This is a genomic window from Paracoccus sp. J39 (genome assembly GCF_000518925.1).
Taxonomy (GTDB): domain Bacteria; phylum Pseudomonadota; class Alphaproteobacteria; order Rhodobacterales; family Rhodobacteraceae; genus Paracoccus.
The window spans coordinates 203,153-229,873 of the sequence record NZ_JAEN01000002.1; the positions used below are offsets into that span (position 1 = coordinate 203,153).

General features: G+C 68.0%; 32 protein-coding genes and 1 tRNA gene. 22 read left to right on the plus strand and 11 right to left on the minus strand.

The window, feature by feature from the left end:
* Positions 1 to 47 precede the first annotated feature (47 nt).
* From L632_RS0102930 to L632_RS0102945, 4 genes are read left to right on the plus strand one after another with little or no spacing between them, the layout of a single operon-like run.
* The gene (locus tag L632_RS0102930; RefSeq protein ID WP_028712560.1) at positions 48 to 557 is read left to right on the plus strand and encodes a peptidylprolyl isomerase; all 510 of its coding nucleotides are present in this window, start codon (positions 48 to 50) and stop codon (positions 555 to 557) included.
* Complete coding sequence (locus L632_RS0102935; RefSeq protein WP_028712561.1) at positions 547 to 1,152, plus strand: peptidylprolyl isomerase; 606 nt, start codon at positions 547 to 549, stop codon at positions 1,150 to 1,152. The genes L632_RS0102930 and L632_RS0102935 overlap by 11 nt, the downstream gene beginning before the upstream one ends.
* Positions 1,153 to 1,212: 60 nt before the next feature.
* On the plus strand, positions 1,213 to 1,668 hold the full coding sequence (locus L632_RS0102940; RefSeq protein ID WP_028712562.1) for a YaiI/YqxD family protein: 456 nt from the start codon (positions 1,213 to 1,215) through the stop codon (positions 1,666 to 1,668).
* Between the two features lie 48 nt (positions 1,669 to 1,716).
* Entirely contained in the window at positions 1,717 to 2,277 is a 561-nt protein-coding gene (locus L632_RS0102945; RefSeq protein WP_028712563.1) for a DUF2585 domain-containing protein, read from the plus strand.
* 120 nt (positions 2,278 to 2,397) lie between these two features.
* On the opposite strand, the gene tyrS is transcribed toward L632_RS0102945, so the two are convergent.
* Positions 2,398 to 3,642 carry a tyrosine--tRNA ligase gene (tyrS, locus tag L632_RS0102950; protein WP_028712564.1) on the minus strand — a complete coding sequence of 415 codons (1,245 nt, stop codon included), beginning with the start codon at positions 3,640 to 3,642 and terminating at the stop codon, positions 2,398 to 2,400.
* A gap of 58 nt (positions 3,643 to 3,700) precedes the next feature.
* Here tyrS and L632_RS0102955 point away from each other — a divergent pair, with 58 nt between their 5' ends.
* From L632_RS0102955 to L632_RS0102990, 8 genes are all read left to right on the plus strand, one after another.
* The gene (locus L632_RS0102955; protein ID WP_028716343.1) at positions 3,701 to 4,804 is read left to right on the plus strand and encodes an anhydro-N-acetylmuramic acid kinase; all 1,104 of its coding nucleotides are present in this window, start codon (positions 3,701 to 3,703) and stop codon (positions 4,802 to 4,804) included.
* 157 nt (positions 4,805 to 4,961) lie between these two features.
* Positions 4,962 to 5,783 (plus strand): PRC-barrel domain-containing protein, encoded by an 822-nt coding sequence (locus L632_RS22010; protein ID WP_036697126.1) that lies wholly within the window; start codon positions 4,962 to 4,964, stop codon positions 5,781 to 5,783.
* 141 nt (positions 5,784 to 5,924) lie between these two features.
* A tRNA-Asp gene (locus L632_RS0102965) sits at positions 5,925 to 6,001 on the plus strand.
* A gap of 165 nt (positions 6,002 to 6,166) precedes the next feature.
* Positions 6,167 to 6,637 (plus strand): SspB family protein, encoded by a 471-nt coding sequence (locus L632_RS0102970; RefSeq protein WP_028712566.1) that lies wholly within the window; start codon positions 6,167 to 6,169, stop codon positions 6,635 to 6,637.
* A 92-nt stretch (positions 6,638 to 6,729) separates the two neighbouring features.
* A complete protein-coding gene (fumC, locus tag L632_RS0102975; RefSeq protein WP_028712567.1) occupies positions 6,730 to 8,127 on the plus strand; it encodes a class II fumarate hydratase in 1,398 nt (465 codons plus the stop codon).
* Between the two features lies 1 nt (position 8,128).
* On the plus strand, positions 8,129 to 8,332 hold the full coding sequence (locus tag L632_RS0102980) for a DUF4169 family protein (RefSeq protein ID WP_028712568.1): 204 nt from the start codon (positions 8,129 to 8,131) through the stop codon (positions 8,330 to 8,332).
* Positions 8,319 to 8,579, plus strand: coding sequence for a ribbon-helix-helix domain-containing protein (locus L632_RS0102985; RefSeq protein WP_371255954.1), 261 nt, complete (start codon positions 8,319 to 8,321; stop codon positions 8,577 to 8,579). The genes L632_RS0102980 and L632_RS0102985 overlap by 14 nt, the downstream gene beginning before the upstream one ends.
* A 64-nt stretch (positions 8,580 to 8,643) precedes the next feature.
* On the plus strand, positions 8,644 to 9,384 hold the full coding sequence (locus L632_RS0102990) for a YebC/PmpR family DNA-binding transcriptional regulator (protein ID WP_028712570.1): 741 nt from the start codon (positions 8,644 to 8,646) through the stop codon (positions 9,382 to 9,384).
* 39 nt (positions 9,385 to 9,423) lie between these two features.
* On the opposite strand, the gene L632_RS0102995 is transcribed toward L632_RS0102990, so the two are convergent.
* A complete protein-coding gene (locus tag L632_RS0102995) occupies positions 9,424 to 10,293 on the minus strand; it encodes a LysR family transcriptional regulator ArgP (protein ID WP_028712571.1) in 870 nt (289 codons plus the stop codon).
* Between the two features lie 82 nt (positions 10,294 to 10,375).
* Between L632_RS0102995 and L632_RS0103000 the strand changes: the two genes are divergently transcribed.
* Together L632_RS0103000 and L632_RS0103005 are read left to right on the plus strand one after the other, a co-directional pair.
* The gene (locus L632_RS0103000; RefSeq protein WP_028712572.1) at positions 10,376 to 10,972 is read left to right on the plus strand and encodes a LysE/ArgO family amino acid transporter; all 597 of its coding nucleotides are present in this window, start codon (positions 10,376 to 10,378) and stop codon (positions 10,970 to 10,972) included.
* A gap of 38 nt (positions 10,973 to 11,010) precedes the next feature.
* Positions 11,011 to 11,922: a DMT family transporter gene (locus L632_RS0103005; protein ID WP_028712573.1), complete on the plus strand. Its 912-nt coding sequence runs from the start codon at positions 11,011 to 11,013 to the stop codon at positions 11,920 to 11,922.
* On the opposite strand, the gene L632_RS0103010 is transcribed toward L632_RS0103005, so the two are convergent.
* From L632_RS0103010 to choX, 4 genes are all read right to left on the minus strand, one after another.
* Positions 11,919 to 12,140: a hypothetical protein gene (locus tag L632_RS0103010; protein ID WP_028712574.1), complete on the minus strand. Its 222-nt coding sequence runs from the start codon at positions 12,138 to 12,140 to the stop codon at positions 11,919 to 11,921. The two genes, L632_RS0103005 and L632_RS0103010, sit on opposite strands and share 4 nt — an antisense overlap.
* 343 nt (positions 12,141 to 12,483) lie before the next feature.
* Positions 12,484 to 13,542, minus strand: coding sequence for a choline ABC transporter ATP-binding protein (gene choV, locus L632_RS0103015; protein ID WP_028712575.1), 1,059 nt, complete (start codon positions 13,540 to 13,542; stop codon positions 12,484 to 12,486).
* Positions 13,535 to 14,386 (minus strand): choline ABC transporter permease subunit, encoded by an 852-nt coding sequence (gene choW / locus L632_RS0103020; protein ID WP_028712576.1) that lies wholly within the window; start codon positions 14,384 to 14,386, stop codon positions 13,535 to 13,537. Before choW ends, choV begins: the two co-directional genes overlap by 8 nt.
* A 151-nt stretch (positions 14,387 to 14,537) precedes the next feature.
* The gene (gene choX, locus L632_RS0103025; RefSeq protein WP_028716345.1) at positions 14,538 to 15,491 is read right to left on the minus strand and encodes a choline ABC transporter substrate-binding protein; all 954 of its coding nucleotides are present in this window, start codon (positions 15,489 to 15,491) and stop codon (positions 14,538 to 14,540) included.
* Positions 15,492 to 15,621: 130 nt separating this feature from the next.
* On the opposite strand from choX, the gene betI reads away from it, so the two are divergent.
* From betI to betA, 3 genes are all read left to right on the plus strand, one after another.
* Positions 15,622 to 16,191 (plus strand): transcriptional regulator BetI, encoded by a 570-nt coding sequence (gene betI, locus L632_RS0103030; protein WP_028712578.1) that lies wholly within the window; start codon positions 15,622 to 15,624, stop codon positions 16,189 to 16,191.
* Positions 16,188 to 17,633 carry a betaine-aldehyde dehydrogenase gene (betB, locus tag L632_RS0103035; RefSeq protein ID WP_028712579.1) on the plus strand — a complete coding sequence of 482 codons (1,446 nt, stop codon included), beginning with the start codon at positions 16,188 to 16,190 and terminating at the stop codon, positions 17,631 to 17,633. Before betI ends, betB begins: the two co-directional genes overlap by 4 nt.
* Positions 17,634 to 17,714: 81 nt before the next feature.
* Complete coding sequence (betA, locus tag L632_RS0103040) at positions 17,715 to 19,367, plus strand: choline dehydrogenase (RefSeq protein WP_028712580.1); 1,653 nt, start codon at positions 17,715 to 17,717, stop codon at positions 19,365 to 19,367.
* A 1-nt stretch (position 19,368) separates the two neighbouring features.
* Here betA and L632_RS0103045 read toward each other — a convergent pair whose 3' ends face one another.
* Positions 19,369 to 19,896, minus strand: a complete 528-nt coding sequence (locus tag L632_RS0103045; protein WP_028712581.1) for a DUF177 domain-containing protein — start codon at positions 19,894 to 19,896, stop codon at positions 19,369 to 19,371.
* A gap of 114 nt (positions 19,897 to 20,010) precedes the next feature.
* On the opposite strand from L632_RS0103045, the gene L632_RS0103050 reads away from it, so the two are divergent.
* A complete protein-coding gene (locus L632_RS0103050) occupies positions 20,011 to 20,466 on the plus strand; it encodes an outer membrane protein assembly factor BamE (protein WP_051416190.1) in 456 nt (151 codons plus the stop codon).
* A gap of 23 nt (positions 20,467 to 20,489) precedes the next feature.
* Here L632_RS0103050 and msrB read toward each other — a convergent pair whose 3' ends face one another.
* Entirely contained in the window at positions 20,490 to 20,882 is a 393-nt protein-coding gene (gene msrB / locus L632_RS0103055) for a peptide-methionine (R)-S-oxide reductase MsrB (RefSeq protein ID WP_028712583.1), read from the minus strand.
* A gap of 98 nt (positions 20,883 to 20,980) precedes the next feature.
* Here msrB and L632_RS0103060 point away from each other — a divergent pair, with 98 nt between their 5' ends.
* From L632_RS0103060 to L632_RS0103075, 4 genes are all read left to right on the plus strand, one after another.
* A complete protein-coding gene (locus L632_RS0103060) occupies positions 20,981 to 21,736 on the plus strand; it encodes a GNAT family N-acetyltransferase (RefSeq protein ID WP_028712584.1) in 756 nt (251 codons plus the stop codon).
* A gap of 43 nt (positions 21,737 to 21,779) precedes the next feature.
* Positions 21,780 to 22,910, plus strand: a complete 1,131-nt coding sequence (gene tgt / locus L632_RS0103065) for a tRNA guanosine(34) transglycosylase Tgt (RefSeq protein WP_028712585.1) — start codon at positions 21,780 to 21,782, stop codon at positions 22,908 to 22,910.
* A gap of 128 nt (positions 22,911 to 23,038) precedes the next feature.
* On the plus strand, positions 23,039 to 24,211 hold the full coding sequence (rnd, locus tag L632_RS0103070) for a ribonuclease D (RefSeq protein WP_028712586.1): 1,173 nt from the start codon (positions 23,039 to 23,041) through the stop codon (positions 24,209 to 24,211).
* Positions 24,212 to 24,262: 51 nt separating this feature from the next.
* Complete coding sequence (locus L632_RS0103075) at positions 24,263 to 25,075, plus strand: hypothetical protein (RefSeq protein ID WP_028712587.1); 813 nt, start codon at positions 24,263 to 24,265, stop codon at positions 25,073 to 25,075.
* A 55-nt stretch (positions 25,076 to 25,130) separates the two neighbouring features.
* On the opposite strand, the gene L632_RS0103080 is transcribed toward L632_RS0103075, so the two are convergent.
* Genes L632_RS0103080 through hisF form a run of 3 tightly spaced genes read right to left on the minus strand, consistent with a single transcriptional unit; the run spans position 25,131 to position 26,720 of the window.
* Entirely contained in the window at positions 25,131 to 25,631 is a 501-nt protein-coding gene (locus L632_RS0103080) for an MgtC/SapB family protein (RefSeq protein ID WP_028712588.1), read from the minus strand.
* A 4-nt stretch (positions 25,632 to 25,635) separates the two neighbouring features.
* Positions 25,636 to 25,962, minus strand: a complete 327-nt coding sequence (locus L632_RS0103085; RefSeq protein ID WP_028716346.1) for a phosphoribosyl-ATP diphosphatase — start codon at positions 25,960 to 25,962, stop codon at positions 25,636 to 25,638.
* Positions 25,959 to 26,720, minus strand: a complete 762-nt coding sequence (hisF, locus tag L632_RS0103090; protein ID WP_028716347.1) for an imidazole glycerol phosphate synthase subunit HisF — start codon at positions 26,718 to 26,720, stop codon at positions 25,959 to 25,961. Before hisF ends, L632_RS0103085 begins: the two co-directional genes overlap by 4 nt.
* Between the last annotated feature and the right edge of the window lies 1 nt (position 26,721).

A 26,721-nucleotide genomic window follows, 5' to 3' on the forward strand; every position in this document is an offset into this window, starting at 1 on the left:
AAGCGAAATGCTTATGCCTTTGCCCAAGCCATCAGAAGGAGACCCCCATGGCCGAGATCAAGGATCCCGAGAACACGGTCATCATCGAGCTGAAGGACGGCCCGGTGGTGATCGAGCTGCTGCCCGATGTCGCCCCGAAACATGTCGAGCGCATGAAGGAACTGGCCCGGGCCGGGAAATACGACAATGTGGCCTTCCACCGCGTGATCGAGGGCTTCATGGCCCAGACCGGCGACGTGGAACATGCCAATATGGAAAACAACTACAATCCGGGCCGCGCCGGCACCGGGGGCTCGGACCTGCCGGACCTGCCGGCCGAGTTCTCGCGCCTGCCGCATGACCGCGGCACGCTGGGCGCGGCGCGTTCGATGAACCCGAACAGCGCCAACAGCCAGTTCTTCATCAACTTCAAGGACAACCATTTCCTGAACGGGCAATATACCGTCTATGGCCGGGTCATCGAGGGCATGGAGCATGTCGACAAGATCGCCCGCGGCGAGCCGCCGGCGAATCCCGACCGGATGATCTCGGTGAAGGTGGCGGCCGATGCGCAGTAAGCTGCTGGCTTCCGCCCTGCTGCTGGCCGCCGGCGCGGCCGCCCATCCGGTCCTGGCCGAGGGTCTGCCGGGCGTCACCGACGGCCCCGGCCCGAACCTGGTGATCGAGGTCGCCGATGCCAAGGGGAACGCCAAGGGCCGGATCGTCCTGGACCTCTATAACGACAAGGCACCGAAGCATGTCGAGCGGCTGGTGACGCTGGCGAAGTCCGGCGCCTATGACGGGGTGGTGTTCCACCGCGTGATCGACGGCTTCATGGCCCAGACCGGCGATGTCGAGTTCGGCAAGCATGGTGGCGACACCGCGCGGGCCGGCATGGGCGGCTCGAACATGCCGGACCTGCAGGCCGAGTTCAACGATGTCAGCTTCCAGGCAGGCACCGTGGGCATGGCGCGGGCGCAGGACCCGAATTCGGCCAACAGCCAGTTCTTCATCGACTTGGCGCCGGCCACCTTCCTTGACGGGCAATATACCGTGGTCGGCCAGCTGGTCGATGGCTGGGATGTGCTGAACGCGGTCAAGAAGGGCGATCCCGCCGCCAACGGCTCGGTGGTCGAGCCCGACTACATGGTCAAGGTGACGGTCGAGGAATAAGCCCGCCGCCCGACCCGAAAGCCCCGCCCCGCGCGGGGCTTTTCTTCAAGGAGTCCCCGCATGACCACGCTTTACATCGACGCCGACGCCTGCCCGGTCAAACCCGAGGCCGAACGGGTCGCGACCCGGCTGCGCGTGCCGATGGTGCTGGTCTGCAACGGCGGGCTGCGGCCGCCGGCCAATCCGCTGCTGTCGCTGGTGATCGTGCCCGAGGGGCCGGATGCGGCCGACCAGTGGATCGCGGCGCATTGCGGCCCGGGCGACGTGGTGGTCACCACCGACCTGCCGCTGGCCGACCGCTGCCTCAAGGCCGGCGCGCAGGTCGTGCAGCCCGACGGCGAGGTGCTGACGCCGGGCAATATCGGCCCGCGGCTGGCGACGCGCGACCTGATGCAGGACATCCGCGCCGCCGACCCATTCCACCAGGGCCGCGGCGGCGGTTTCGGCAAACCCGAGCGGGCGCGGTTCCTGCAAGCGCTGGACCGGGTGATGGCGGCGGCGCTGCGGGCCGGCTAGCGTGCGGGCCATGGACAGCGCGCCGCGAAGATGATTTCACCTCGCCCCATGTTCACGCGCCGATCCGCCCCTTACTGGGCCAGCTTCCTCATCATCCTCCTGGCTGCGGCCTGGCTGCTCTGGATCGGGCGCGAGCCGATCTGCACATGCGGCCATGTCAAGCTCTGGCACGGCGAGACGATGAGTTCCGAGAATTCGCAGCATCTGACCGACTGGTATACGCCCTCGCACATCATCCACGGGCTGCTGTTCTATGCAGGGCTGTGGCTGGTGGCGCGGCGCCTGTCTTTCGGCTGGCGGCTGGCGATCGCGACGCTGGTCGAATCCGCCTGGGAGATCGTCGAGAATTCCGACGCGATCATTGGGCGCTACCGCGCGGTGACCATCTCGCTGGACTATTACGGCGACAGCGTGGTCAATTCGGTGGCGGATATCCTGGCGATGGTGCTGGGCTTCGTGCTGGCGGCGCGGCTGCCGGTCTGGGCCTCGGTCGCCATGGTGATCGGCTTCGAGGCGCTGACCACCTGGCTGATCCGCGACGGGCTGGTGCTGAACGTGCTGATGCTGCTCTGGCCGCTGGAGGCGGTGAGGGCCTGGCAGGGCGGGTGAGAAAGCGGCAGTGGACACCCCCCGCTTGGCATTCGAACGGTAGAGGGCGGGCGACAGGGCTTCCCCGGCCCTGTCGCTGGGGGTATTGGGGGAGCGAAGAAGTCGCGCGCCGCTCTTCGCTTATCCCACCTGCACCATGCGGTGCTTCTTCTTGCCGACCGAGACCTTCAGCCCCTTGCCGATCAGCGCCGCGTCGACCGGCAACTGCGGGTCCGAGACCGCCTCGTTGTTCAGCCGCAGCCCGCCCTCGGCGATCAGGCGCTTGGCCTCCTTGCCCGAGGCGGTGATGCCGGTCTGCGCCAGCAGTTGCACCACCGTCAGGCCCGAGGCCAAGGCATCGGCGCCGATGGTCACCACCTCCAGATCGCCGCCGGCGCCGCCCTGCTCGAAGACCTCGCGGGCGGTCGCCTCGGCCGAGGCGGCGGCTTCGGCGCCGTGCAGCAGCGTCGTGACCTCGTTGGCGAGGATGATCTTGGCGGCGTTGATCTCGGAGCCGGAAAGCCGGCCGAGGCGGTCGCATTCCTCGACCGGAAGCTCGGTATAGAGCTTCAGGAAGCGGCCGACATCGGCGTCGGTGGTGTTGCGCCAGAACTGCCAGAACTCGTAGGGCGACAGCATGGCGCCGTTCAGCCAGACCGCGCCGCCGGCCGATTTGCCCATCTTGCGGCCGTCCGAGGTGGTCAGCAAGGGCGAGGTCAGGCCCCAGATCTCGGCATCCAGCACGCGGCGGGTCAGGTCGATGCCGTTGACGATGTTGCCCCACTGGTCCGAGCCGCCCATCTGCAGCCGGCAGCCATAGCGGCGATACAGTTCCAGGAAATCATAGGCCTGCAGGATCATGTAGTTGAATTCGAGGAAGCTCAGCGACTGCTCGCGGTCCAGCCGCGACTTGACCGATTCGAAGCTGAGCATCCGGTTCACGCTGAAATGCCGGCCGATGTCGCGCAGGAAATCCAGGTAGTTCAGCCCGTCCAGCCATTCGGCATTGTTCAGCATCGTCGCCCGCCCTTCGCCATAGTCGAGGTAGCGGGCGAAGACCTGCTGCATGCCGTCGATATTCGCCTGGATCGCCTGCGGGGTCAGCAGCGGGCGTTCCTCGGACCGGAAGGACGGGTCGCCGACCTTGGTGGTGCCGCCGCCCATCAGCGTGATCGGGCGGTTGCCGGTCTTCTGGAACCAGCGCAGCATCATGATGTTCAGCAGGTGCCCGACATGCAGGCTGGCCGCCGTCGCGTCATAACCGATATATGCCGTCACCGGGCCGTCGATCAGGGCGTCGTCCAGCGCCTGCATGTCGGTGCAGTCCGCCAGATAGCCGCGTTCGATCATCACGTTCAGGAAATCGGATTTGGCACGGTAGGTCATGGGCTGTTCCTTTCGAATGGCGCGGATATACCGGGGGAAAGGCCGAAGGGAAAGCAGGATGATCCGGGCGCTGGGGATGATGTCGGGGACCTCGCTGGACGGGGTGGACGCGGCGATGATCGAGACGGACGGGCGGCGTATCGCGGGCTTCGGCCGCAGCGCCTATCGCGCCTATTCCGGCAATGAATCGGGTCTGCTGCACGCGGCGCTGGGGCAATGGCCGGGCGGGCCCGACGTGGCCGAGGCGGCGGCGCTGTCCGTCGCCGCCCATGCCGCGCTGGCCGAAGGCTTCCCCGAGGCGGAGCTGGTCGGCTATCACGGCCAGACGCTGGCGCATGATCCCGGGGGACGGGGCACGCATCAGGCCGGCGACGGGGCCGCGCTGGCGCGGCGGCTGGGCCGGCCGGTGGTCTGGGATTTCCGCTCCGAGGATGTGCGGCAGGGCGGCGAGGGCGCGCCGCTTGCGCCCTTCTTCCATTGGGCCTGCGCGGAATGGGCGATGGGGCAGGGGCTTCTGCCCCGCGCCCCGGTCGCCTTCCTGAACCTGGGCGGCGTGGGCAACCTGACCCTCGTCGATCCCGCCGCCGGCGCGCCCGAGGCGCGGGGGGCCTGCATCGCTTTCGACACCGGCCCGGCCAATGCGCCCGTGAACGACCTGATGCGCGCCCGGCGCGGGCTGGCGCGGGACGAGGGCGGGCGGCTGGCCCTGCAGGGCCGCCCGGACGAGGCGGTCATCGCCCGCTTCCTGTGCCATCCGCATTTCGCCCGGCCGGTGCCGAAATCGCTGGACCGCGACGCCTTCCCGGCGCTGGCGGCCGAGGTGGCGGGCCTTTCCGATGCCGACGCGGCGGCGACGCTGACCCATGCGGCGGCGGCGGCGGTGGCGGCGGGGCTGGCGGCCCTGGACCGGGCGCCGGAGCTGGTCCTGGTCTGCGGCGGCGGCCGGCACAACGCGGCGATGATGGCGGCGCTGGCGGCGCGCCTGCCGGCCCGCGTCGCGCCGGTCGAGGCGGCGGGGCTGGACGGCGACATGCTCGAAGCGCAGGCCTTCGGCTGGCTGGCGGTGCGGGTGCTGCGCGGGTTGCCGACCTCGGGGCCCGGCACCACCGGCGCGCCGGGGCCGGTCTGCGGCGGCCGGATCAGCCATCCGGCGCGGCGCTGAAGCCGGGCCGGATTCGCGGCGGGATCACGGGCGGATTTCCGCCTTGTGATTGTTTCGGCACCATTTCATGGGAACGATGCCGCGAATGCGGGCGTTGGGCGGACATATGGCGGTCTAGCGCCATCCGTAACAACGACAACCGGAAAGGACATCGTCCATGAAACCTCTTGTCATCGCCGCCGCCACCTTGGCGCTTGCCAGTCCCGTCTTTGCCCAGACCGAGACCACCCCCCCTGCCGAGATGCCGGCCGAGCAGGTCGAGGACGCCGCGACCGCGGCGGAAAGCGCCGCCGATCAGGCCGAGCAGGCCGCCGATCAGGCCGAGCAGGCTGCCGATCAGGCTGCCGAGGAAACCGGCGACGCCGCTGCCCAGGCCGCCGATGATGCGGCCGAGGCCGCCGATGCGGCGAGCGACGCCGCCAATGATGCGACCGGGGCTGCCGCGGAAACCGGAATGGCCCCGGATGCACCCGCCGGCGATGCGGTGCCCGAGGCGGCCGAGGGCGCGGCCGAGGATGCCGCCGGCGCCGCCGAGGATGCCGCCGATGCCGCGAGCGACGCTGCCGATGCCGCCGCGGACGCGGCCGCCGAGGCGCCGGTCACGCCGCCGGACGTCAACCCGCCGGCCATCTCGGAAGCCGAGCCGGGCGTGCTGTCGAGCTGGCTGACCAGCCGCCGGATCTGGACCACCAACGAGCCCTCGACCACCGAATGGGTCGATCCCGCGGTCGAGGAGCGCCCGGCCGAATGGCAGGACATCGCCAAGGTGAACGACGTCGTGCTGGATGATTCGGGCCAGGTCGTCGGCTATGTCGCCGATATCGGCGGCTTCCTGGGCATCGGCGCCAAGAAGGTCCTGCTGGGCGTGGATGCCATCCATCTGGTGACCATCGGCAACGACACCTTCTTCGCCACCAACTACACCAAGGCCGAGCTGGAAGCCCTGCCGGATTTCGACGAGAAGACCGTGCGGAAATAAGCCTTGCGGCGGTTTGCCGGACGGAATGGGGGCGCCTTTCGGGGCGCCCCTGCATTTTTGCGCAAGAACGGCCTTGACGCCGCCCGGCCCCGTGCGTAAACCCCCTCGCACCCCGGACGGCGATCCGGGGAAGTGGTCTGCGCGGTTGTAGCTCAGTTGGTTAGAGTACCGGCCTGTCACGCCGGGGGTCGCGGGTTCGAGCCCCGTCAACCGCGCCATCTTTCCCCATGATCCCATGGCTTTGCAGCCGCGCTTCCGGCGCGGCTTTTTGGGTATTTGGGGAACGAAGAAACCGGCTGGCGGTCCTGCCTGGGAGCGGCGCAAGGGGCTTTTCAAGCGGCCTCATTTCCCTATGCTGGCCCCCAATCACGACGGAGGACGCCATGGCACGCGGAATAGATTACGGCGGAATGATGCACCGGGCCATGCAGCGGCTGATCGCGGATGTGCTGCAGGCGGTCGCGAAGGAGGGGCTGCCCGGCGAGCATCATTTCTTCATCACCTTCGACACCCGCGATTCGGATGTCGAGATGGCCGACTGGCTGCGCGAGCGTTATCCCGAGGAGATGACCATCGTCATCCAGCACTGGTTCGAGAATCTTTCGGTCACGCCGGATGGCTTCCACATTACGCTGAACTTCGGCAACTCGCCCGAGCCGCTTTATATTCCCTTCGACGCGCTGCGCACCTTCGTGGACCCTTCGGTCGAATTCGGCCTGCGATTCGAGAACCACGAAGAGGATGAGGACGAGGACGAAGTCGAGGAAGAGCAGGAGGCCGAGCCCGACGGTCCGGACGAGGACGGGCCGAAGGGCGGCGCCGAGGTGGTCAGCCTGGACAAATGGCGCAAGTAAGACGCTGTTAGCGCATGGCATACCACGGCATGCCGATTGCGAATCCCTGCCATCGGGCCTAGAACCCCCACAACACCGTGAGGGAGCATGCCATGACCAAGACCACCCGCACCGAGACCGACAGCTTCGGCCCGCTGGAGGTGCCTGCCGACAAGTATTGGGGCGCGCAGACCCAACGCTCGATCCAGAACTTCCCCATCGGCTGGGAGAAGCAGCCGGTGGCGATCATCCGCGCCCTGGGGGTGATCAAGCAGGCCGCGGCCGAGGTGAACATGGCCAGCGGCAAGCTGGACCCCGAGATCGGCAAGGCCATGGTGCAGGCGGCCTCGGAAGTGGTCGCCGGCAAGTTCGACGACAACTTCCCGCTTGTGGTCTGGCAGACCGGATCGGGCACGCAGTCGAACATGAACGCGAACGAGGTGATCTCGAACCGCGCCATCGAGATCCTGGGCGGCGAGATGGGCTCGAAGAAGCCCGTGCATCCGAACGACCATGTGAACATGGGCCAGTCCTCGAACGACACCTTCCCGACTGCGATGCATGTCGCCATCGCCATGCAGGCGCGCGACGTGCTGCTGCCGGGGCTGGAAAAGCTGCACAAGGCGCTGGTGGCGAAGTCCGAGGAATTCAAGGATATCATCAAGATCGGCCGCACCCATACCCAGGACGCCACGCCGCTGACGCTGGGCCAGGAATTCGGCGGCTATGCGCATCAGGTCGCCAAGGGCATCGAGCGGGTGAAGCTGGCGCTTGGCGACATCTACGAGCTGGCGCAGGGCGGCACCGCCGTCGGCACCGGGCTGAACACCAAGAAGGGCTGGGACACGGCCATCGCCGCCAAGATCGCCGAGATCACCGATCTGCCCTTCGTCACCGCGCCGAACAAGTTCGAGGCGCTGGCGGCGCATGACGCGATGGTGTTCTTTTCGGGCGCGCTGAAGACGGTGGCGGCAAGCCTGTTCAAGATCGCCAACGACATGCGGCTGCTGGGCTCGGGCCCGCGCTCGGGCCTGGGCGAGCTGATCCTGCCGGAAAACGAGCCGGGTTCGTCGATCATGCCGGGCAAGGTGAACCCGACACAGGCCGAGGCGCTGACCATGGTCTGCGCCCATGTCATGGGCAATGACGCCGCCATCGGCTTTGCCGGCTCGCAGGGCCATTTCGAGCTGAACGTCTACAACCCGATGATGTCTTACAACGTGCTGCAATCCATGCAGCTGCTGGGCGATGCGGCGGGGTCCTTCACCGACAACATGGTGGTCGGCACCGAGGCGAACATCCCGCGCATCGAGAAGCTGATGCAGGAATCGCTGATGCTGGTGACGGCGCTGGCGCCGACCATCGGCTATGACAACGCGACCAAGGTGGCCAAGACCGCGCATAAGAACGGCACCACGCTGCGCGAGGAGGCGATCGCGCTGGGCTTCGTCGATGGCGAGACCTTCGACCGCATCGTCCGCCCCGAGCAGATGATCGGTCCCGAGGACTGATGTGACCGGCCCCGGCAAGGTCATCAACCTGAGGGCGGCGCGCAAGAACGCCGCCCGCGACGCCGCCCGCCGGCAGGGCGAGGAGAATGCGGCCAGGTTCGGCCGCAGCAAGGCCCAGAGGCTGGCCGAGGAGGACGCGGTCGCGCGGGCCGCCCGGCATCTGGACCAGCACCGCCGCGAGGATCCCGGGCATGGCGATGATTGAGCTGATGCCCCTGGCGCTGCCGCCGATGTCCGCGCCGGTCAAACGCTCGGTCACCATCGGCGGGCACCGCACCTCGGTCAGCCTCGAGGATGCCTTCTGGCGCGAGCTGCGCGAACTGGCCCGCGCCGCTGGCCGCACCACCGCGACGCTGATCGCCGAGATCGACGCAGCCCGCCCGCCCGAGGTGGGGCTGGCCACGGCGCTGCGGCTCTATGTGCTGGCCGAGATCGTCCGGAATCGGGCGTAATGCTTGCGGCCCGGCCCCCGGCTGACTAAAAGCCGCTGCACATATCCAAATTCTGGGAAATACCATGGCAGGCCATTCCAAATGGGCCAATATCCAGCATCGCAAGGGCAAGCAGGACAAGCTGCGCTCGAAGCTGTTTTCGAAACTGGCCAAAGAAATCACCGTCGCCGCCAAGATGGGCGACCCCGACCCCGACAAGAACCCGCGCCTTCGCCTAGCGGTGAAGGAAGCCAAGTCGAACTCGATGCCGAAGGACGTGATCGACCGCGCCATCAAGAAGTCGCAGGGCGGCGATGCCGAGAATTACGACGAGATCCGCTATGAGGGCTACGGCCCGAACGGCATCGCCATCATCGTCGAGGCGATGACCGACAACCGCAACCGCACCGCGTCCAACGTGCGCAGCTATTTCACCAAATACGGCGGCGACCTGGGGCAGACCGGCTCGGTCAGCTTCATGTTCGACCGCAAGGGCGAGATCCTCTACAAGCCTGATGCCGGCGATGCCGACACGGTGATGCTGGCCGCCATCGAGGCCGGGGCCGAGGATGTCGAGAGCGACGAGGACGGGCACTGGATCTATACCTCGGACACCGACCTGGCCGAAGTCTCGAATGCGCTGGAGGCCAGCCTGGGCGAATCCGAGCATGCCAAGCTGATCTGGAAGCCGCAGGCGCCGACCGAGATCGACCTGGAGACGGCGCAGAAGCTGATGAAGCTGCTGGACGCGCTGGAGGAGGACGACGACGTGCAGAACGTCACCGGGAATTTCGACATTCCCGAGGATGTGGCGGCGCAGCTTTGAGCTTCCGCCTCCGGCGGGGGTATTTGGCAAACAGAGAAGTCAGGGTCGCAGTTCTGCTGCGGCCCTTTTTCTTATGGCGGCGGTCAGGGGGGCGAGGGCGGGGGCCATGGCGCGCTGCACGTGCCAATGCAGCGCCACGTCCAGCGGCAGGCCGGGGACCAGCGGGCGCAGCCGGCCCTGGCGCAGCGCCGGGGCGGCCATGCTTTCCGGGATCATGCCCCAGCCGAGGCCGAGCTCCACCGCGCGGGCGAAGGGTTCCGAGGCCGGGATCCGGTGGCCGGGCAGGTGCAGGCGCCGGCCGGTGGCCTGTTCGGCCCAGCGGGATTGCAGCGCGTCCTTGGCGTTGAAGATGATCGCCGGGGCTGCGCGCAGGGCGGGTTCGGTCACGCCGTGCGGGAAATGCCGGGCGAGGAAATCCGGTGTCGCCAGCGCCTGGTAGCGCATCGCGCCCAAGGGCAGCGCGTCGCAGCCCGGCACCGGGTCGGGGTCCGAACTGATCGCCGCCGAGACCTGGCCCTGCCGCAGCCAGTCGCGGGCATGGTCCTGGTCGTCCAGCACCAGGTCGTAGAGCACCGGCAGCGCCGCCATCACCGGCGGAAACCAGGTGGCGAGGCTGTCGGCATTCACCGCCAGCCGCAGCACCGCCGGGCCGGCGGATGGCTGCAGCCCGGCCGCGAGCGTGCTTTCCAGAAGCCGCACCTGGTCGAGATGCTGCATCAGCCGCAGCCCTGTCTGGGTGCCGGTGGCGGGCGGGCCGCGATGGATCAGCACCTGGCCCAGCCGCTCCTCGAGCCCCTTGATGCGCTGCGAGACCGCCGAGGGCGTGACGCCGAGCGCCGCGGCCGCCGCTTCGAAGCTGCCGCGACGGATGATCTCGGACAGGGCGCTGAGCGCGGCATAGTCGAGCATGAAGCCAGCCTTAATCTAGGTAATGATTTTGAATTTGCCTGAAGGCGGTCGTGTCGGCAAGACGGGACGAAAGGAGAGCTGCATGCATGCCTATCTTGCCGGTCTGGGCACCGCCCTGTCGCTGATCGTCGCCATCGGGGCGCAGAACGCCTTCGTGCTGAAGCAGGGGCTGATGCGCCGTCATGTGCTGGCGACCTGCGCTTTTTGCGCGCTGTCGGATGCGGTGCTGATCACCGCGGGGGTGCTGGGCGCCGGGGCGTTGGCCGCCCGCGCGCCGTGGTTCCTGGAGGCGATGCGCTGGGGCGGGGCGGCGTTCCTGCTGGCCTATGGCGCGCGGGCCTTTCGCGCCGCATGGCGGGGCGGCGAGAGCCTGCGGGCCGGGCAGGGGGCCGCCGGCCTGGCCGCCACGCTGGGGGTGCTGGCGGCGCTGACCTGGCTCAACCCGCATGTCTGGCTGGATACGGTGGTGCTGATCGGCTCGATCTCGGCGGGATGGGAGGACAAATCGGGCTTCGTCGCCGGGGCGGTGTCCGCCTCGGTGATCTTCTTCTTTTCGCTGGGCTATGGCGCGCGCTGGCTGTCGCCCCTGTTCGCGCGGCCGCTGGCCTGGCGGGTGCTGGACGGGCTGGTCGGGCTGGTGATGTGGTCGATCGCGCTGGGACTGGTGCTGAACGGCTGACCCTTGCGCCCGGCCGGGCGACAGGGCATGGCGGCAGGATGACGCAGGGCCCAGCCAAGACACGCAGCGACCTGAGCGGCATCTTCTGGATGCTGGCGGCCGGACTGTGCTTCGTGGGCGTCAATGGCACCGTGCGCTGGCTGGGCGAGGCGTTGCCCGCGGCCGAGGGGGCCTTCATCCGTTTCGCCTTCGGCCTGCTGCTGCTGGTCCCGGCCCTGGGGCCGGCGCTGCGGCGCGGCTTCACCCCGCGCATCTGGGCGCTGTTCGCGCTGCGCGGCGGGCTGCATGTGCTGGCGGTGATCCTGTGGTTCTATGCCATGGCGCGCATCACCGTGGCCGAGGTCACCGCCATCGGCTTTCTCAACCCCATCGTGGTGACGGTCGGCGCGGCGCTGCTGATGGGCGAGCGCGTGTCCTGGCGGCGGGCGCTGGCCATCGCCGTGGCGCTGGCGGGGGCGATGATCGTGCTGCGGCCCGGCATCCGGGCGCTGGAGCCCGGCCACCTGGCGCAGCTCGGCGCCTCGGTCACCTTCGGCCTGTCCTACCTGGTCGCCAAGCGGCTGTCCGAGCATGTGCCGGCCTCGGTCGTGGTGGCGATGATGTCGCTGACGGTCTGCATCGGTCTGGCGCCCATCGCGGCGCTGCATTGGGTGCCGCCCAGCCTGCTGCAATGCGCGGTGCTGGCCTGCACCGCGCTGTTCGCCACGGCCGGGCATTACGCCATGACCCGCGCCTTCGTCTCGGCGCCGCTGACGGTGACGCAGCCGGTGACGCTGCTGCAGCTGATCTGGGCCAGCCTGCTGGGCGCGCTGGTCTTTGCCGAGCCGGTCGACCTGTGGGTGCTGGTCGGTGGCGCTCTCATGATCGGCGCGATCAGCTATATCACCTGGCGCGAGGCGCGGCTGCGGCGGGGCCTGGTCACCCCGCCGCCCGGCGCGACCCGCGACTAGCGCAGGTCCCAGTAGTTCCGGCCGCGCCGCTCGGGCTCGATCCCGATGTCGCGCAGCAGGTGGTCGGGAAGCGTGTGGACCGGCGGCGGCCGCCTGCCGCCCCGCCGCAGGGCGGCGCGCAGCAGCGCCAGGCTGACGCGCAGCAGCCCGTGGGTCTCGATCAGTTCGTCCAGGGGCGCGCGGAGCTCCCGCGCGGCACGGATGGTTGCAAGGGTCATCCTGTCCAGCCGCCCGTTCTGCACGGTGCGGCCCTCATGTTGCGATGGTCGAAAAGGCGACGGACAGCGCCCCTGCGACATCGCGGGGCGTCGGCCGGCGGCGAAGATGGGGAAGCTCAGTCCCGGAGAGGGATGCCCTGAACGGGTTCCGTCAACGCCGGTCCTGGCGTCGGTTCACCCCGCGAAAGGCGGCGGCCGAAGCGGCGGGAATGGTGGTCATGCCGGTGCCCTTTCTGTCGAGGTTGCGGAACAGGGCCCTTGATAGGCACATCGCGCGATTCGAGGCAACCCGCCCCGCGGAGATTGCGGGGCGGGCCATGGTCTTGCTGCAACAGGGGATGGTTCAGTGTTCGACCGCGCCGCCGCCCTGGCCGCGCCGCGAGACCAGCCGGGACATGATGCCCTGCCGCGTCACCTTTCCGCCGCCCTGCAGGGCCAGCGCATCGGCGCCGGTTTCGGTCATCATCTGGATGACCTCGCGCACCGGGGTCTCGCGGTCGATGGGCTCGCCCGCCAGATCGCCGGGTTCGGCCATGTCCTCGGCGGTCAGCACCGCCAGCGGGTTCATGTGGGCGACGAAATCCTCGACATAGGCATTGACCGGATTGGCGATGATCTCGCGCGCGGTGCCGACCTGCACGATGCGGCCGCCCTCCATCAGCGCGATGCGGTTGCCGATGCGGAACGCCTCGTCGAGGTCGTGGCTGACGAAGACGATGGTGCGGCGGAACCGCTCCTGCAGCTCCAGTAGCTCGTCCTGCAGCCGGTTGCGGATCAGCGGGTCGAGCGCCGAGAAGGGCTCGTCCATCAGCAGGATCGGCGCCTCGGTGGCGAAGGCGCGGGCCAGGCCCACGCGCTGCTGCATGCCGCCCGAGAGATCGCCCACCTTGCGCTCGGCCCATTCGGTCAGGCCGACGGTGGCCAGCTGCGCATCGACGCGCTTGCGCCGTTCGGCGGCGGGGATGCCGGCGAGTTCCAGCCCGAGGCCCACGTTTTCGCGCACTGAACGCCAGGGCAGCAGGCCGAATTGCTGGAAGACCATGGCGATGCGCTCGCGCCGCAGCCGGCGCAGCTCGGCGCCCGAGGCCTTGGTGACCGAGGCCATGCGGTCGCCGTCCCAGATCCGCACCTCGCCGCGGCAGACCGCGTTAAGCCCGTTCACCGCCCGCAGCAGCGTGGACTTGCCCGAGCCGGAGAGCCCCATCAGCACCAGGATCTCGCCCTCGCGCACGGCCAGCGAGCAATTGTGCACGCCCAGCACCTGGCCGGTCTCGGCCTTGATCGGGCCGCGTTCCAGCCCTTGGTCCATCAGCGGCAGCGCGGCCTGGGGCGCGTCGCCGAAGACGATGTTCACGTTGTCGAATTCGACCGCGTTGCGCGCGGCGTCCATGCGCTCAGTCATCGTGCCCCCTTACCCGCAGCATCCGGTCCAGCATGATCGCGACCACCACGATGATGAAGCCGCTTTCGAATCCCAGCGACGTGTTCACGCTGTTCAGTGCCCGCACCACCGGCACCCCCAGGCCCGAGGCGCCGACCAGCGCCGCGATCACCACCATCGACAGCGACAGCATGATGGTCTGGTTCAGCCCCGCCATGATCTGCGAGGTGGCCGAGGGCAGCTCGACCTTCCACAGCAGCTGGCGCGGGGTGGCGCCGAAGGCGATGGCGGCCTCGACCAGCGCCTTGGGGGTCGAGCTGATGCCCAGATGCGTCAGCCGGATCGGGGCCGGCAGCACGAAGATCACCGTCGCGATCAGCCCCGGCACCATGCCGATGCCGAAAAAGACGATGGCCGGGATCAGGTAGACGAAGGTCGGCAGCGTCTGCATCAGGTCCAGCACCGGGCGCATCCAGGCATAGAGCCGGGGCCGGTGCGCGGCGGCGATGCCGATGGGCACGCCGATCGCCATGCAGACCACGCAGGCCGACAGCACCAGCGTCAGCGATTGCATGGTCTCGTCCCAATAGCCCTGGTTGAGGATGAACAGGAAGCCCAGCCCCACCAGCAGGCAGGTCTTCCAGTTGCGCTGCAGGGCCCAGGTCAGCGCCACGGCCAGCAGGGTGAAGATCAGCGGATGCGGGAATTCCAGCATTCTCAGGATGCCGTTGATCAGCCCGTCGAGCAGCTTCGAGATGGCGTTGAAGATGAATGCGGCATTGGCGTTCAGCCAGTCGAAGATCGCCTTGGCGGTCCTGCCCACCGGGATCTTCGTATCGGTCAGAAGTGCAGTCAGTTGGTCCATGCGTCCCTTTCTTTCTGCCGTGCGGGATGATCGGGGCTCGGGGGGCGGCATGCGCCGGGGTGACGCGGTGCCGGGACCCCGGGCGGCTGGTCCCGGTCAGGGTGGATGGAACCGTCCCATGAACAGGACGGCGCGGGCAAGGGCCGGCCCCTTACCGGGACAGGAGCTTGTCCAGGGCCGCGGCGGCATCGCCGCCATCCGCCGCGGTCACGCCGGCCAGCCAGGGCTTCGCCGCGTCCGGGTTGGCCTTCAGCCATTTCAGCGCCGCGTCGGCCGGGGCCTCGCCGTCGTTCAGGATAAGACCCATGACCTCGTTCTCCATGGGCAGGCTGAATTCCAGGTTCTGCAGGAACTTGCCGACATTCGGGCATTCCTCGACATAGCCGGTGCGGGTGTTGGTATCGACCCGCGCGCCGCCGAAATCCGGGCCGAAGACATCGTCCCCGCCGGCCAGATAGGTCATCTCGAACTGCGCGTTCATCGGATGCGGTTCCCAGCCGAGGAAGACCACCGGCTTGCCCGAGGCGTCGGCGCGGGAAACCTGTGCCAGCATGCCCTGTTCGCTGCTTTCGACGACCTCGAAGGTGCCGAGGTCGAACTTGTTCTCGGCCACCATTTCCAGCAGCAGGCGGTTGCCGTCATTGCCGGGCTCGATGGCGTAGATCTTGCCCTCCAGCGCGTCCTTCTGCGCGGCGATCTTGCCGAAGTCGTCGATGCCGAGCTCGGCCCCGGCCTTGTTGGTCGCCAGAGTGTATTTCGCGCCGGTCAGGTTGGTGCGCCCGATCTCGACCGTGCCGGCCTCGCGATAGGGGGCGATATCGGCCTCCATCGTCGGCATCCAGTTGCCCAGGAACACGTCCACATCGTCCTTGGCCATCGCGGTATAGGTCACCGGCACCGACAGGATCTTGATTTCGGTCTGGTAGCCCAGCCCCTGCAGCACGGTCGTGGCCAGCGCCGTGGTGGCGGTGATATCGGTCCAGCCGACATCCGAGAAGACGACCTTGCGGCACGCCATCGGCTCTTCTGCCGCAGCAATGCCGGTCGTGGCGAGCGATGCGACCAACCCGGCGGCAAGAGCTGCGGCGGTGCGGCGAAATGTCATCTTTATCTCCCTGGTTTGTTGACTGGTGAGTCAATTAAGGCTTTTATTGATTGACGAGTCAATCAAAGATCTGCCAGATGCGGGTCTCTTGCGCGAATTTTCGAACGAAACGGCAAAACGGTGTCCTGTCATGCCCAAGCTTGGTGCTGAACCTATCCGAAAGGCGGCGCTGATCAACGCCGCAATCGCCACCGTGGGGCGCGCGGGCTCTCTGGACGTGACCGTGGCGCAGATCGCGCGCGAGGCGGGCATGTCCTCGGCGCTGGCGCATCACTATTTCGGCTCGAAGGAGCGGATCTTCCTGGCGGCGATGCGGCATATCCTCGCGCAATACGGTGCCTCGACCCGGGCGGCGCTGAAGGGGGCGGTGACCCCGCGCCAGCGGCTGGACGCCATCGTCGCCGCGAGTTTCGACGGCGCCAATTTCGAGCGCGACACCATCGCCGCCTGGCTGAACTTCTATGCGCTGGCGCTGGTCGAGCCCGAGGCGGCGCGGCTTCTGCGCGTCTATCACCGGCGGCTCAGCTCGAACCTGCTGGTGGCGCTGCGGCCGCTGGCCGGCGCGGGGGCCGAACGCATCGCCCGCACGCTGGGGGCGCTGATCGACGGGCTTTACCTGCGCGCGGCACTGTCCAACGAGGCCGATGCCGCCGCCGCCGAACGCATGACGCTGGATTATCTGGAGAAGGTGTTGCCATGAGCCATGACGCGCAACCGGCCGCAAGCCTTTATATCGACGGCGCCTTCGTCGAGGGCGAGGGCGAGGCCTTGCCGGTGCATTACCCCTATACCGGCGAGGTCATCGCGCATCTGCGCGAGGCGGCCCGCGACCAGGTGACCCGCGCCACCGCCGCGGCCGCCGCCGCCCAGCCGGCCTGGGCGGCGCTGCGCCCGGTCGAGCGCGGCCGGGTGCTGATCCGGGCGGCGCAGATCATCCGCGAGCGGGCCGAGGAACTGGCGCGGCTCGAAACCCTGGACACCGGCAAACCGATCCAGGAGACGCGGGTGGCCGACTGGCCATCGGGCGCCGATGCGCTGGAATATTTCGGCGGGCTGGCGCCGACGGTGACCGGGCAGGCGATCCCGCTGGGCGGGGATTTCGTCTATACGATCCGCGAGGCGCTGGGGGTCTGCGCCGGCATCGGCGCCTGGAACTATCCCAGCCAGATCGCCTGCTGGAAGGCGGCGCCGGCCCTGGCCATGGGCAATGCCATGGTCTTCAAGCCCAGCGAGGAAACGCCGCTGGGCGCCCTGAAACTGGCCGAGATCCTGACCGAGGCCGGGCTGCCGGCCGGCATCTTCAACGTCGTGCAGGGACGCGGCGCGGTCGGGGCGGCGCTGGTCACGGACCCGCGCGTCGCCAAGGTTTCGCTGACCGGCTCGGTCGCGACCGGGCAGAAGGTCTATGCCGCGGCGGCCGAGGGCATGCGCCATGTCACCATGGAACTGGGCGGCAAGTCGCCGCTGATCGTCTTCGACGACGCCAGCCTCGAGGATGCGGTCGGCGCGGCGATGCTGGCGAATTTCTATTCCTCGGGGCAGATCTGCTCGAACGGCACCCGGGTCTTCGTGCAGGAAGGCATCCTGCCCGCCTTCCTGGACCGGCTGGCCGAGCGGGTGGCGAAGGTCCGGATCGGCGATCCGCTGGACGGGGAAACCCAGCACGGCCCCATCGTCAGCCCGGCCCAGGCGGCGAAGATCCGCGCCGCCATCGCCCGCGGCCGCGAGGAGGGCGCGCGGCTGGTCTGCGGCGGCCCGGGCGAGGGCGCCTTTGTCCCGCCCACCGTCTTTGCCGATGCTTCGGACGAGATGTGGATCGTGCGCGAGGAGATCTTCGGCCCGGTCATGTCGGTGCTGGGCTTCGCGACCGAGGAGGAGGTGGTCGCCCGCGCCAACGCCTCGCCCTATGGGCTGGCGGCGGGGGTGTTCACCCGCGACCTGGCGCGCGGCCACCGGATGGCGGCGGCGCTGCAGGCCGGAACCACCTGGATCAACGCCTATAACCTGACCCCGGTCGAGGCGCCCTTCGGCGGCGTCAAGCTGTCGGGGATCGGCCGCGAGAACTCGGCCGCGGCCATCGAGCATTATTCGCAGCTGAAATCGGTCTATGTCGGCATGGGAGGCGTCGATGCGCCCTATTGATCGGCGCCGCGCCTGTGGCGCGGTGGGCATGGGTATTTGGAAAACAGAGAAAGCCCGCAGGGCGGTGCAGGAGGTCAGGGCATGATCCCGGATTACGTCATCGTCGGCGCCGGCTCGGCCGGCTGCGCGCTGGCCTATCGGCTGGTGATGGCCGGCAAGCGGGTGGACATCATCGAATATGGCGGCAGCGATGTCGGGCCCTTCATCCAGATGCCGGCGGCGCTGTCCTATCCGATGAACATGCGCCGCTATGACTGGGGGTTTTCGTCCGAGCCCGAGCCGCATCTGGGCGGGCGCCGGCTGGTGACGCCGCGCGGCAAGGTGGTCGGGGGCTCGTCCTCGATCAACGGCATGGTCTTCGTGCGCGGCCATGCCCGGGATTTCGACTTCTGGGCCGAGAGCGGCGCCGACGGCTGGGCCTATGCCGATGTGCTGCCCTATTTCAAGCGCATGGAAAGCTCGCATGGCGCGGTCAGCGACTATCGCGGCACCGAGGGGCCGCTGCATGTGACCCGCGGCTCGCGCAAGAACCCGCTGTTCAACGCCTTCATCCGCGCCGGGCGCGAGGCCGGCTATCCGACGACCGAGGATTACAACGGCGCCCGGCAGGAGGGTTTCGGCGCCATGGAGGCGACGATCTGGGAAGGCCGGCGCTGGTCGGCCGCCAATGCCTATCTGCGCCCGGCGCAGGCCACCGGCCGCTTGCGGCTGCGGCGCGGGCTGGCGCAGCGCGTGGTCTTCGAGGATGGCCGCGCGGTCGGCGTCGAGGTCAGGAATACCCGCGGTGTCAACGTGTTCCGGGCGAAACATGAGGTGATCCTTTCGGCCAGCTCGATCAACACGCCGAAGCTGCTGATGCTGTCGGGGATCGGGCCGGCGGACCACCTGCGCGAACATGGCATCGAGGTTCGGGCGGACCGGCCCGGGGTGGGGGCGAACCTGCAGGATCACCTGGAGGTCTACATGCAATATACCGCGACCAAGCCCATCACGCTTTACAAGCACTGGAACCTGTGGGGGAAAGGCTCGATCGGGGCGCAATGGCTGGCGACGGGGACGGGGCTGGGCGCCTCGAACCAGTTCGAGAGCTGCGGCTTCATCCGTTCGGCCGCCGGGGTGGAATATCCGGACATCCAGTATCACTTCCTGCCGCTTGCCGTGCGCTATGACGGCAGGGCGGCGGCCGAGGGGCATGGCTTCCAGGTCCATGTCGGGCCGATGCGGTCCAAGTCGCGCGGCACGGTGCGGCTGAAATCGGCCGATCCGAAACAGGCGCCCGAGATCCGCTTCAACTACATGTCGCATCCCGACGACTGGGCCGAGTTCCGCGCCTGCGTGCGGCTGACCCGCGAGATCTTCGAGCAGCCGGCGTTTGCGGAATACAAGGGCTACGAGATCCAGCCCGGCGAGGATGTGGTGAGCGACGATCAGATCGACGCCTTCATCCGCGAGCATGCCGAGTCGGCCTTTCACCCCTGCGGCACGGCGCGCATGGGCCGGCGGGACGACGACATGGCGGTGGTCGATCCCGAGCTGCGGGTGATCGGGGTCGAGGGGCTGCGCGTCGCCGACAGCTCGATCTTTCCGCGCATCACCAATGGCAACCTGAACGCGCCCTCGATCATGACCGGCGAGAAGGCCGCCGATCATATCCTGGGCCAGGGGATGCTGGCGCCGCTGAACCTGGGACCCGAGATTTCGCCGAACTGGCAGATAACCCAGCGTTCCGCCTAGGTTACGATTCGTTCTTCGGGTGTTTCAACAAGTCCGCGAGCCCGGCGAAGGGCTTGCGGGTCTCGGCCGCGGGCCCGGGTTCGGGCGCGTCCAGCGCGGCCCCTTCGGCGCGCGGATAGAGCGGCAGCGCCAGCGCCAGGGCCTCGACCATGATCGCTTCGATATCGATGAACTGCCCCAGCGGCTCGAGCTCGTCATCGGGCATCTCGACCTCGTCGCCCTCGGGGGCGGCGGCATGGGGCGAGAACAGGCGATGCACCTCCTCCTGCAGGCTGGTGGCGACCGGGGCCAGCGTCACCACGCAGGGCTGCACGACGCGGGCGGCAAGCGTGCCCGTCACCTCCCAGGCGTCGCTGGAGACGGCGCGGATGCTGCCGGAAAAGCGCAGCCGGGGCAGGGCGTTCAGTCCCAGCTCGGCCGCCAGCGCCGCGCGCGCCGCGGCATCGGGGGCCAGCGCGAAACCGGTCGGCTGGCGCGGGTTCAGGTGGGCCACCCGGAACCGGGTCTGCGGGGCTTTGGAATCGGTCATCGGTGGCCTTTCGCGGGCGGACTTGCCCTGGGTCTGGATATTCTTGAGCGCGGGGCATGAGTTTGCTAAGCCGGTCGCGCGGCGTCAACAGGCGCGTAAGGGGACAGAGAGAAGATGAAGATTTCCCGGCGGCAGCTCATGGGTTTCGCATTGGCCGCGCCTCTTGGCCTTTCCGCCTGCCAGGCCACCTATCGCAACCATGGCTATGTTCCGCCCCAGGAGCAGCTGGCCCAGGTCGTGGTCGGCCAGACCTCGCAATCCCAGCTAGAGGGGCTGATCGGCCGGCCCTCGGCCCAGGGGCTGCTGACCGGCTCGGCCTGGTATTACGTCGGCTCGCGCTGGGAGTTCTACGGGCCCCGGCAGCCGCGCGAGATCGACCGCCAGGTGGTGGCCGTCAGCTTTGCCGAGAACGGCGTGGTCAGCAATGTCGAGCATTTCGGGCTGGAGCGCGGCCGAGTCGTGGTGCTGTCGCGGCGCGTGACCGATACCGGGGTCGCCAGCCTCGGCCTGGTCCGCCAGCTGCTGGGCAATGTCGGCCGCGTCCAGGCCAGCGACCTGTTGCGCGACTGACCGGCGCGGGAGGGCGCGGGCGCTCAGCCCGGCTCGGGCACGAAGCGCAGCGCCACGCCGTTGATGCAATAGCGCAGCCCGGTCGGCGGGGGCCCGTCGGGAAAGACATGGCCCAGATGCGCATCGCAGCGGTGGCAGCGCACCTCGGTGCGGATCATGCCGTGGCTGGTGTCGCGATGCTCGTCGATCCTGCCCCCGGGCCGGGAAAAGCTGGGCCAGCCACAATGGCTTTCGAACTTGGCGTCGCCGTCGAACAGCCGCGCCCCGCAGCAGACGCATTCGTAATGGCCCGGCCCCTGCGGGAAGCCCGGATGCGAGAACGGCCGCTCGGTTCCCGCCTGCCGGGTGACGCGATAGGTTTCCGGGTCCAGCTGCGCCCGCCATTCCGCTTCCGTCTTGATGATCCGTTCCGACATCTTGGCCCTTCAATCCTGCTATGCTGCTGTTACAAGATAAGCGCAGGATGGGCGGTAACAAGTCGGATCGGGGCCAGTTCACGGACGGGCAGGGCGCCATGATGTCACTCAGCAAGGGCCGCTACGAGATCGGTTTCGCCGAGAGCGCAGGGCAGATCCGCGAGGCGCAGCGGCTGCGCTGGCTGTGCTTTCGCGGCCGGGGCCGGGATGCCGAGGCAGCGGAGGCGCTGGATGCCGACGATTACGACGATCGCTGCGCCCATGTGCTGATTCGCGACGGTGCCTCGGGCCGGCTGGTCGCCTGCTTCCGCATGCTGACCCTGTCCGGCGGGGCCGAGATCGGCGACAGCTATTCGGCGCGCTATTACAACCTGTCCCGTTTGCGCGATTTCCGCGGCCGCATGGTCGAGATCGGCCGATTCTGCATCCATCCCGAATGGCAGGACCCGGACATATTGCGCCTCGCCTGGGGGGCGCTGGCGCGGCATGTGGACGAGGAGGACGTCGAGATGCTGTTCGGCTGTTCCAGCTTCATGGGCACCGACACCCATGGCTACGAGGACGCCTTTGCCATGCTGCGCGAGCGGCATCTGGCGCCGAAGCGCTGGCTGCCGCGGGTGAAGGCGCCGCAAGTCTTTCGCTTTGCCCGGGCGCTGCGGCTGCGCAAGGCCGACCCGCGCCGCGCCATGGCGGCGATGCCGCCGCTTCTGCGCTCATACCTCGCCATGGGGGGCTGGGTCAGCGACCATGCGGTGGTGGACCGGCAGCTGGACACGCTGCATGTCTTCACCGGGCTGGAGATCCGCGCCATTCCCCCCGGACGCGCGAAACTCTTGCGCGCGGCGGGGATGTAGGCCGGCTTTGCATCCGGCTGCGAAACCGCCTATCTGCGCGGGCATGAGCGACAGATTCCATTTCTCCGTTTCGGCCACCGACGGCCGCGCCCGCAGCGGTGTGATCCACACGCCGCGCGGCGAGATCCGCACCCCCGCCTTCATGCCGGTCGGCACCGCCGCCACCGTCAAGGCCATGCTGCCCGAATCGGTGCGCGCCACCGGCGCCGACATCCTGCTGGGCAACACCTATCACCTGATGCTGCGCCCCGGCGCCGAACGCATCGCCCGGCTGGGCGGGTTGCACCGGTTCATGAACTGGCCGCGCCCGATCCTGACCGATTCGGGCGGCTTTCAGGTCATGTCGCTGTCCAGCCTGTGCAAGCTGACCGAAGAGGGCGTGACCTTTTCCAGCCATGTCGACGGCTCCAAGCATTTCCTGTCGCCCGAGACCAGCATGGAGATCCAGCGCCTGCTGGGCTCGGACATCGTCATGGCCTTCGACGAATGCCCGGCCCTGCCCGCCTCCGAGGAGGTGGTGGCGAAATCCATGCGCATGTCGATGCGTTGGGCGCAGCGCAGCCGCGACGCCTTCGGCGACCGGCCGGGCCACGCGCTTTTCGGCATCATGCAGGGCGGCGTCACCCGCGAGCTGCGCGAGGAATCGGCCGAGGCTCTGAAATCCATCGGCTTCGAGGGCTACGCCATCGGCGGCCTTGCCGTGGGCGAGGGGCAGGAGGCGATGTTCGGCGTGCTGGACTATGCCCCCGGCTTCCTGCCCGAGGACAAGCCGCGCTACCTGATGGGCGTCGGCAAGCCCGACGACATCGTCGGCGCGGTGCTGCGCGGCGTGGACATGATGGATTGCGTGCTGCCCTCGCGCTCTGGCCGCACCGGGCAGGCCTGGACCCGGCGCGGCCAGGTCAATGTCAAGAACGCGCGCCATGCCGACGACCCGCGCCCGCTGGATGAAAACTGCAGCTGCCCGGCTTGCACCGGCTATTCCCGCGCCTATCTGCACCATGTCTTCCGCGCCGGCGAGATGATCTCGGGCATGCTGCTGACCTGGCACAACCTGCATTACTTCCAAGAGCTGATGGCCGGGCTGCGCGAGGCCATCGCCCGCGGCACCCTGGCCGCATTCGTGACCGAATTCGAGGCAATGCGGGCACAGGGTGACATAGAACCTTTGTGAAACGCCGGGTAATGCCTTGAATTTCTGCGAACCTTCGATATTGCCGGAGGGAATCGCCCGGCGGATGACCCGCCGCCCCTTGAAAGAGCCCTATGCCAGCCACTGCACAGACCGACCGCAAGACCGAGATCCGCACCATCGCCACCACGGCCGAACTGGCCGAATTCTGTGAACTGGCCAAGGCCCAGCCCTATGTCACGCTCGACACCGAATTCCTGCGCGAGCGGACCTATTATTCCAAGCTCTGCCTGATCCAGGCGGCGCTGCCGCCGGCCTCGGCCGCCAAGGCGGCGGGCGGCGCCGCGGTGCTGATCGACCCTCTGGCCGAGGGGCTGTCGCTGGAGCCGCTCTACGACCTGTTCCGCCACAAGGCGACGGTCAAGGTCTTCCACGCCGCGCGGCAGGATCTGGAGATCTTCTTCCACGATGCCGGCGTCATGCCCGACCCGCTCTTCGATACCCAGATCGCCGCCATGGTCTGCGGCTTCGGCGAGCAGGTCGGCTATGAGACGCTGGTCAAGAAGATCGCCCGCCAGCCCTTGGACAAGAGCTCGCGCTTCACCGACTGGTCGCACCGGCCGCTCTCGGAGGCGCAGGCGGCCTATGCGCTGGCCGACGTGACGCATCTGCGGGCGATCTACGAATTCCTCTCGGCCCAGCTCGACAAGACCGGCCGGGCGCCCTGGCTGGCCGAAGAGGTTGCGGTGCTTCTGAATCCCGAAACCTACATCACCCGTCCGGAAGAGGCGTGGGAGCGGGTGCGCACCCGTTCCGGCTCGCCGCGCTTCCTGGCCGTGGTGCGCGAACTCGCGCGCTTCCGCGAGACCTATGCGCAGGAACGCGACATTCCCCGCGCCCGGGTGTTCAAGGACGATGCGCTGATCGAGCTGGCCTCGACCAAGCCGCTGACCGAGGCCGATCTGGCCAAGTCGCGGCTGCTTCTGCGCGACGCGCGCCGGGGCGAGATCGCCAACGGCATCCTCGCCGCGGTCAAGGCGGGGGTCGAGGCCCGCGACCTGCCCAAGCCCGCGCCCGAGGAACCGGGCCGGCCAGGCAATGCGGCGCTGGCCGACCTTCTGCGCGTATTGCTGAAAGCCAAGGCCGATGCGGCGGGCGTGGCGCCGCGGCTGATCGCCTCGGCCGCCGATCTGGACGCCATCGCCTCGGGCGCGCGCGACCTGCCGGCGCTGCATGGCTGGCGGGCCGAGGTCTTTGGCCGCGACGCGCTGCGGCTGGCGACGGGCGAGATCGCGCTTTCCGCCCAGGGCGGCGCGGTCAAGGTGGTTCAGGTGCCGCGGTGACGGGCGTTGTACTAAAAATATAGATAGGTCTGGACAGCGTGGAGAAGTCCCGTGGCGCGAAAAAAGGATATTGATGTTTTCCTCGATGCCGTCCGGGCGGCGGATGGCAGGATTGGGAACCGGGCACTGCGCGAATTGCTGGGCTGGGCCGACGAGAAATACTGGGGAATCCACCAGCAGCTTTTCGAGGCCGGCAAGATTGAAAAAGGCCGAGGGAACGGCGGCACAGTCATTCTTGCTGGGAATGACAATCCGGTTGTCGTGGCAGAGGCGGCGGCGCGTCAGGAAAAGGTCAGTGAACTGATTTCCGAAGCCAGCGCGCTTGTTCAGACCGATATCCGTGAACTTGAACTTTATGAACCTGTCTTGCGGCAGCTTCAGAAAAGCTGGGCAGCGAGGCTTGGCCTGTACGAGTCCCATTGCGAGATCACTGCGTTGCAGGGGCGGCGTGATACTGGCGGCAGTTGGTCGCGTCCCGATCTTGTCGTGGTCGGGGTGAAGAAATACGAATTCTTGCCCGACAAGATCCTCGATGTATTCAGCTTCGAGGTTAAGCCGGCATACGATATTTCGATCAAGGGCGTGCTGGAGGCTTTGGCGCACAGAGAGGCTGCAACAAAGTCCTATGTGATCTACCACACAGCGGGACGGGACTTCAGGGATTCTCCAGAAGCGGTGCGTATTGAGGAAATCGCGCTTCGTCATGGCGTTGGCGTCTATGCTGCCAAGGACATCAATGATTTTGATACCTGGGATGAAAGAGCGAGCGCCACTAGAGGCCATCCAGACCCGGACAACTTGGAACGCTTCATCAAGATGACGCTTTCCGACTCGGCCAAATCCAAGTTGAGGCGGTGGTTCTAACCTGACTGTGGGTGAGGTCCGCCCAGGGCGGCGCGGTCAAGGTGGTGCCCTGTCCCTAATCCTCGTCGCCGCCGGCCACTTCGCGGGCGGCGGGGCTGATCGCCACCCGGATCAGATACAGCACCACCATGGCCATGCCGGTGGCCATCAGCGCCAGCCGCAGGTCGCCGGTTCCGCAGCACAGCCCGATGGCGCCGCACAGCCACATCGAGGCGCCTGTGGTGATGCCGCGCACATTGCCCTTGTTGATGACGATCGAGCCCGCGGCCAGGAAGGCCACGCCCGCCGTCACCGCCTCGATCAGCCGCAAGGGGTCGGTGCGCTGCTGGCTCTCGTTCTCCGGGGTGAAATTGACCAGTTCCATCGCCACCAGCGTGAAGCAGGCCGCCGCCAGCGCGATCAGCATATGCGTGCGCAGCCCGGCGGCGCGCGACTTGACCTCGCGCTCCCAGCCGATCACCCCGCCCAGCAGAACCGCCATGGTCAGCCGCAGGGCGACCACGCTGGCGGGCAGGCTCATGGGACGCGAGAACTCGCCCGCCAGCATGTCCAGCATGTTGTCACTTTCGAGACGCTTTTTCCTCGATCCCCGAACGCCCCTCGCGGCGGTCGAGTTCATTTTCCACGTCCGAAAGCGTCACGTCGCGCGCCGCCAGCATGACCAGCAGGTGGTAAAGCGTATCGGCAGCCTCGGAGATCAGCCGCTCGCGGTCGCCCTTGACCGCCTCGATGATCGCCTCGACGGCTTCCTCGCCGAATTTCTCGGCGCATTTCTCGGGGCCCTTCGCCAGCAGCTTGGCGGTCCAGCTGGTCTCGGGATCGGCGCCCTTGCGCGCCGCGATGGTCTCGGCCAGGCGCTGCATTCCGGTCTGCGCGGGGCCGCTCATGTCAGCCTCACGGGAATGCCGGCGGCGGCCAGATGCGCCTTGGCCTCGGCCACGGTGAAGGTGCCGAAATGGAAGATCGAGGCCGCCAGCACCGCCGAGGCATGGCCCTCCAGCACGCCCTCGGCCAGATGCTCCAGCATCCCGACCCCGCCCGAGGCGATGACCGGCACGTTCACCGCATCGGCGACGGCGCGGGTCAGCGGAATGTTGAAGCCCGACTTGGTGCCGTCGCGATCCATACTGGTCAGCAGGATCTCGCCCGCGCCCTTGGCGGCGACGGTGCGGGCGAATTCCACCGCGTCGATGCCGGTCGGCTTGCGGCCGCCATGGGTGAAGATCTCCCACTTCCCCGGGGCCACGGTCTTGGCGTCGATGGCGCAGACGATGCACTGGCTGCCGAAACGGTCGGCAGCCTCGGCGATCACGTCGGGGTCGGCGACGGCGGCCGAGTTGAAGCTGACCTTGTCCGCGCCGGCCAGCAGCAGCGCCCGCACGTCCTGGTGGCTGCGCACGCCGCCGCCCACGGTCAGCGGCACGAAGCAGGCCTCGGCGGTGCGCGTCACCAGGTCGTACATGGTGCCGCGATTCTCATGCGTGGCATGGATGTCGAGGAAACAGATCTCGTCCGCGCCGGCGGCGTCATAGGCACGCGCCGCCTCGACCGGATCGCCGGCATCGACGAGATCGACGAAATTCACGCCCTTGACCACGCGGCCATCGGCGACATCCAGGCAGGGGATCACACGGGTCTTGAGCATG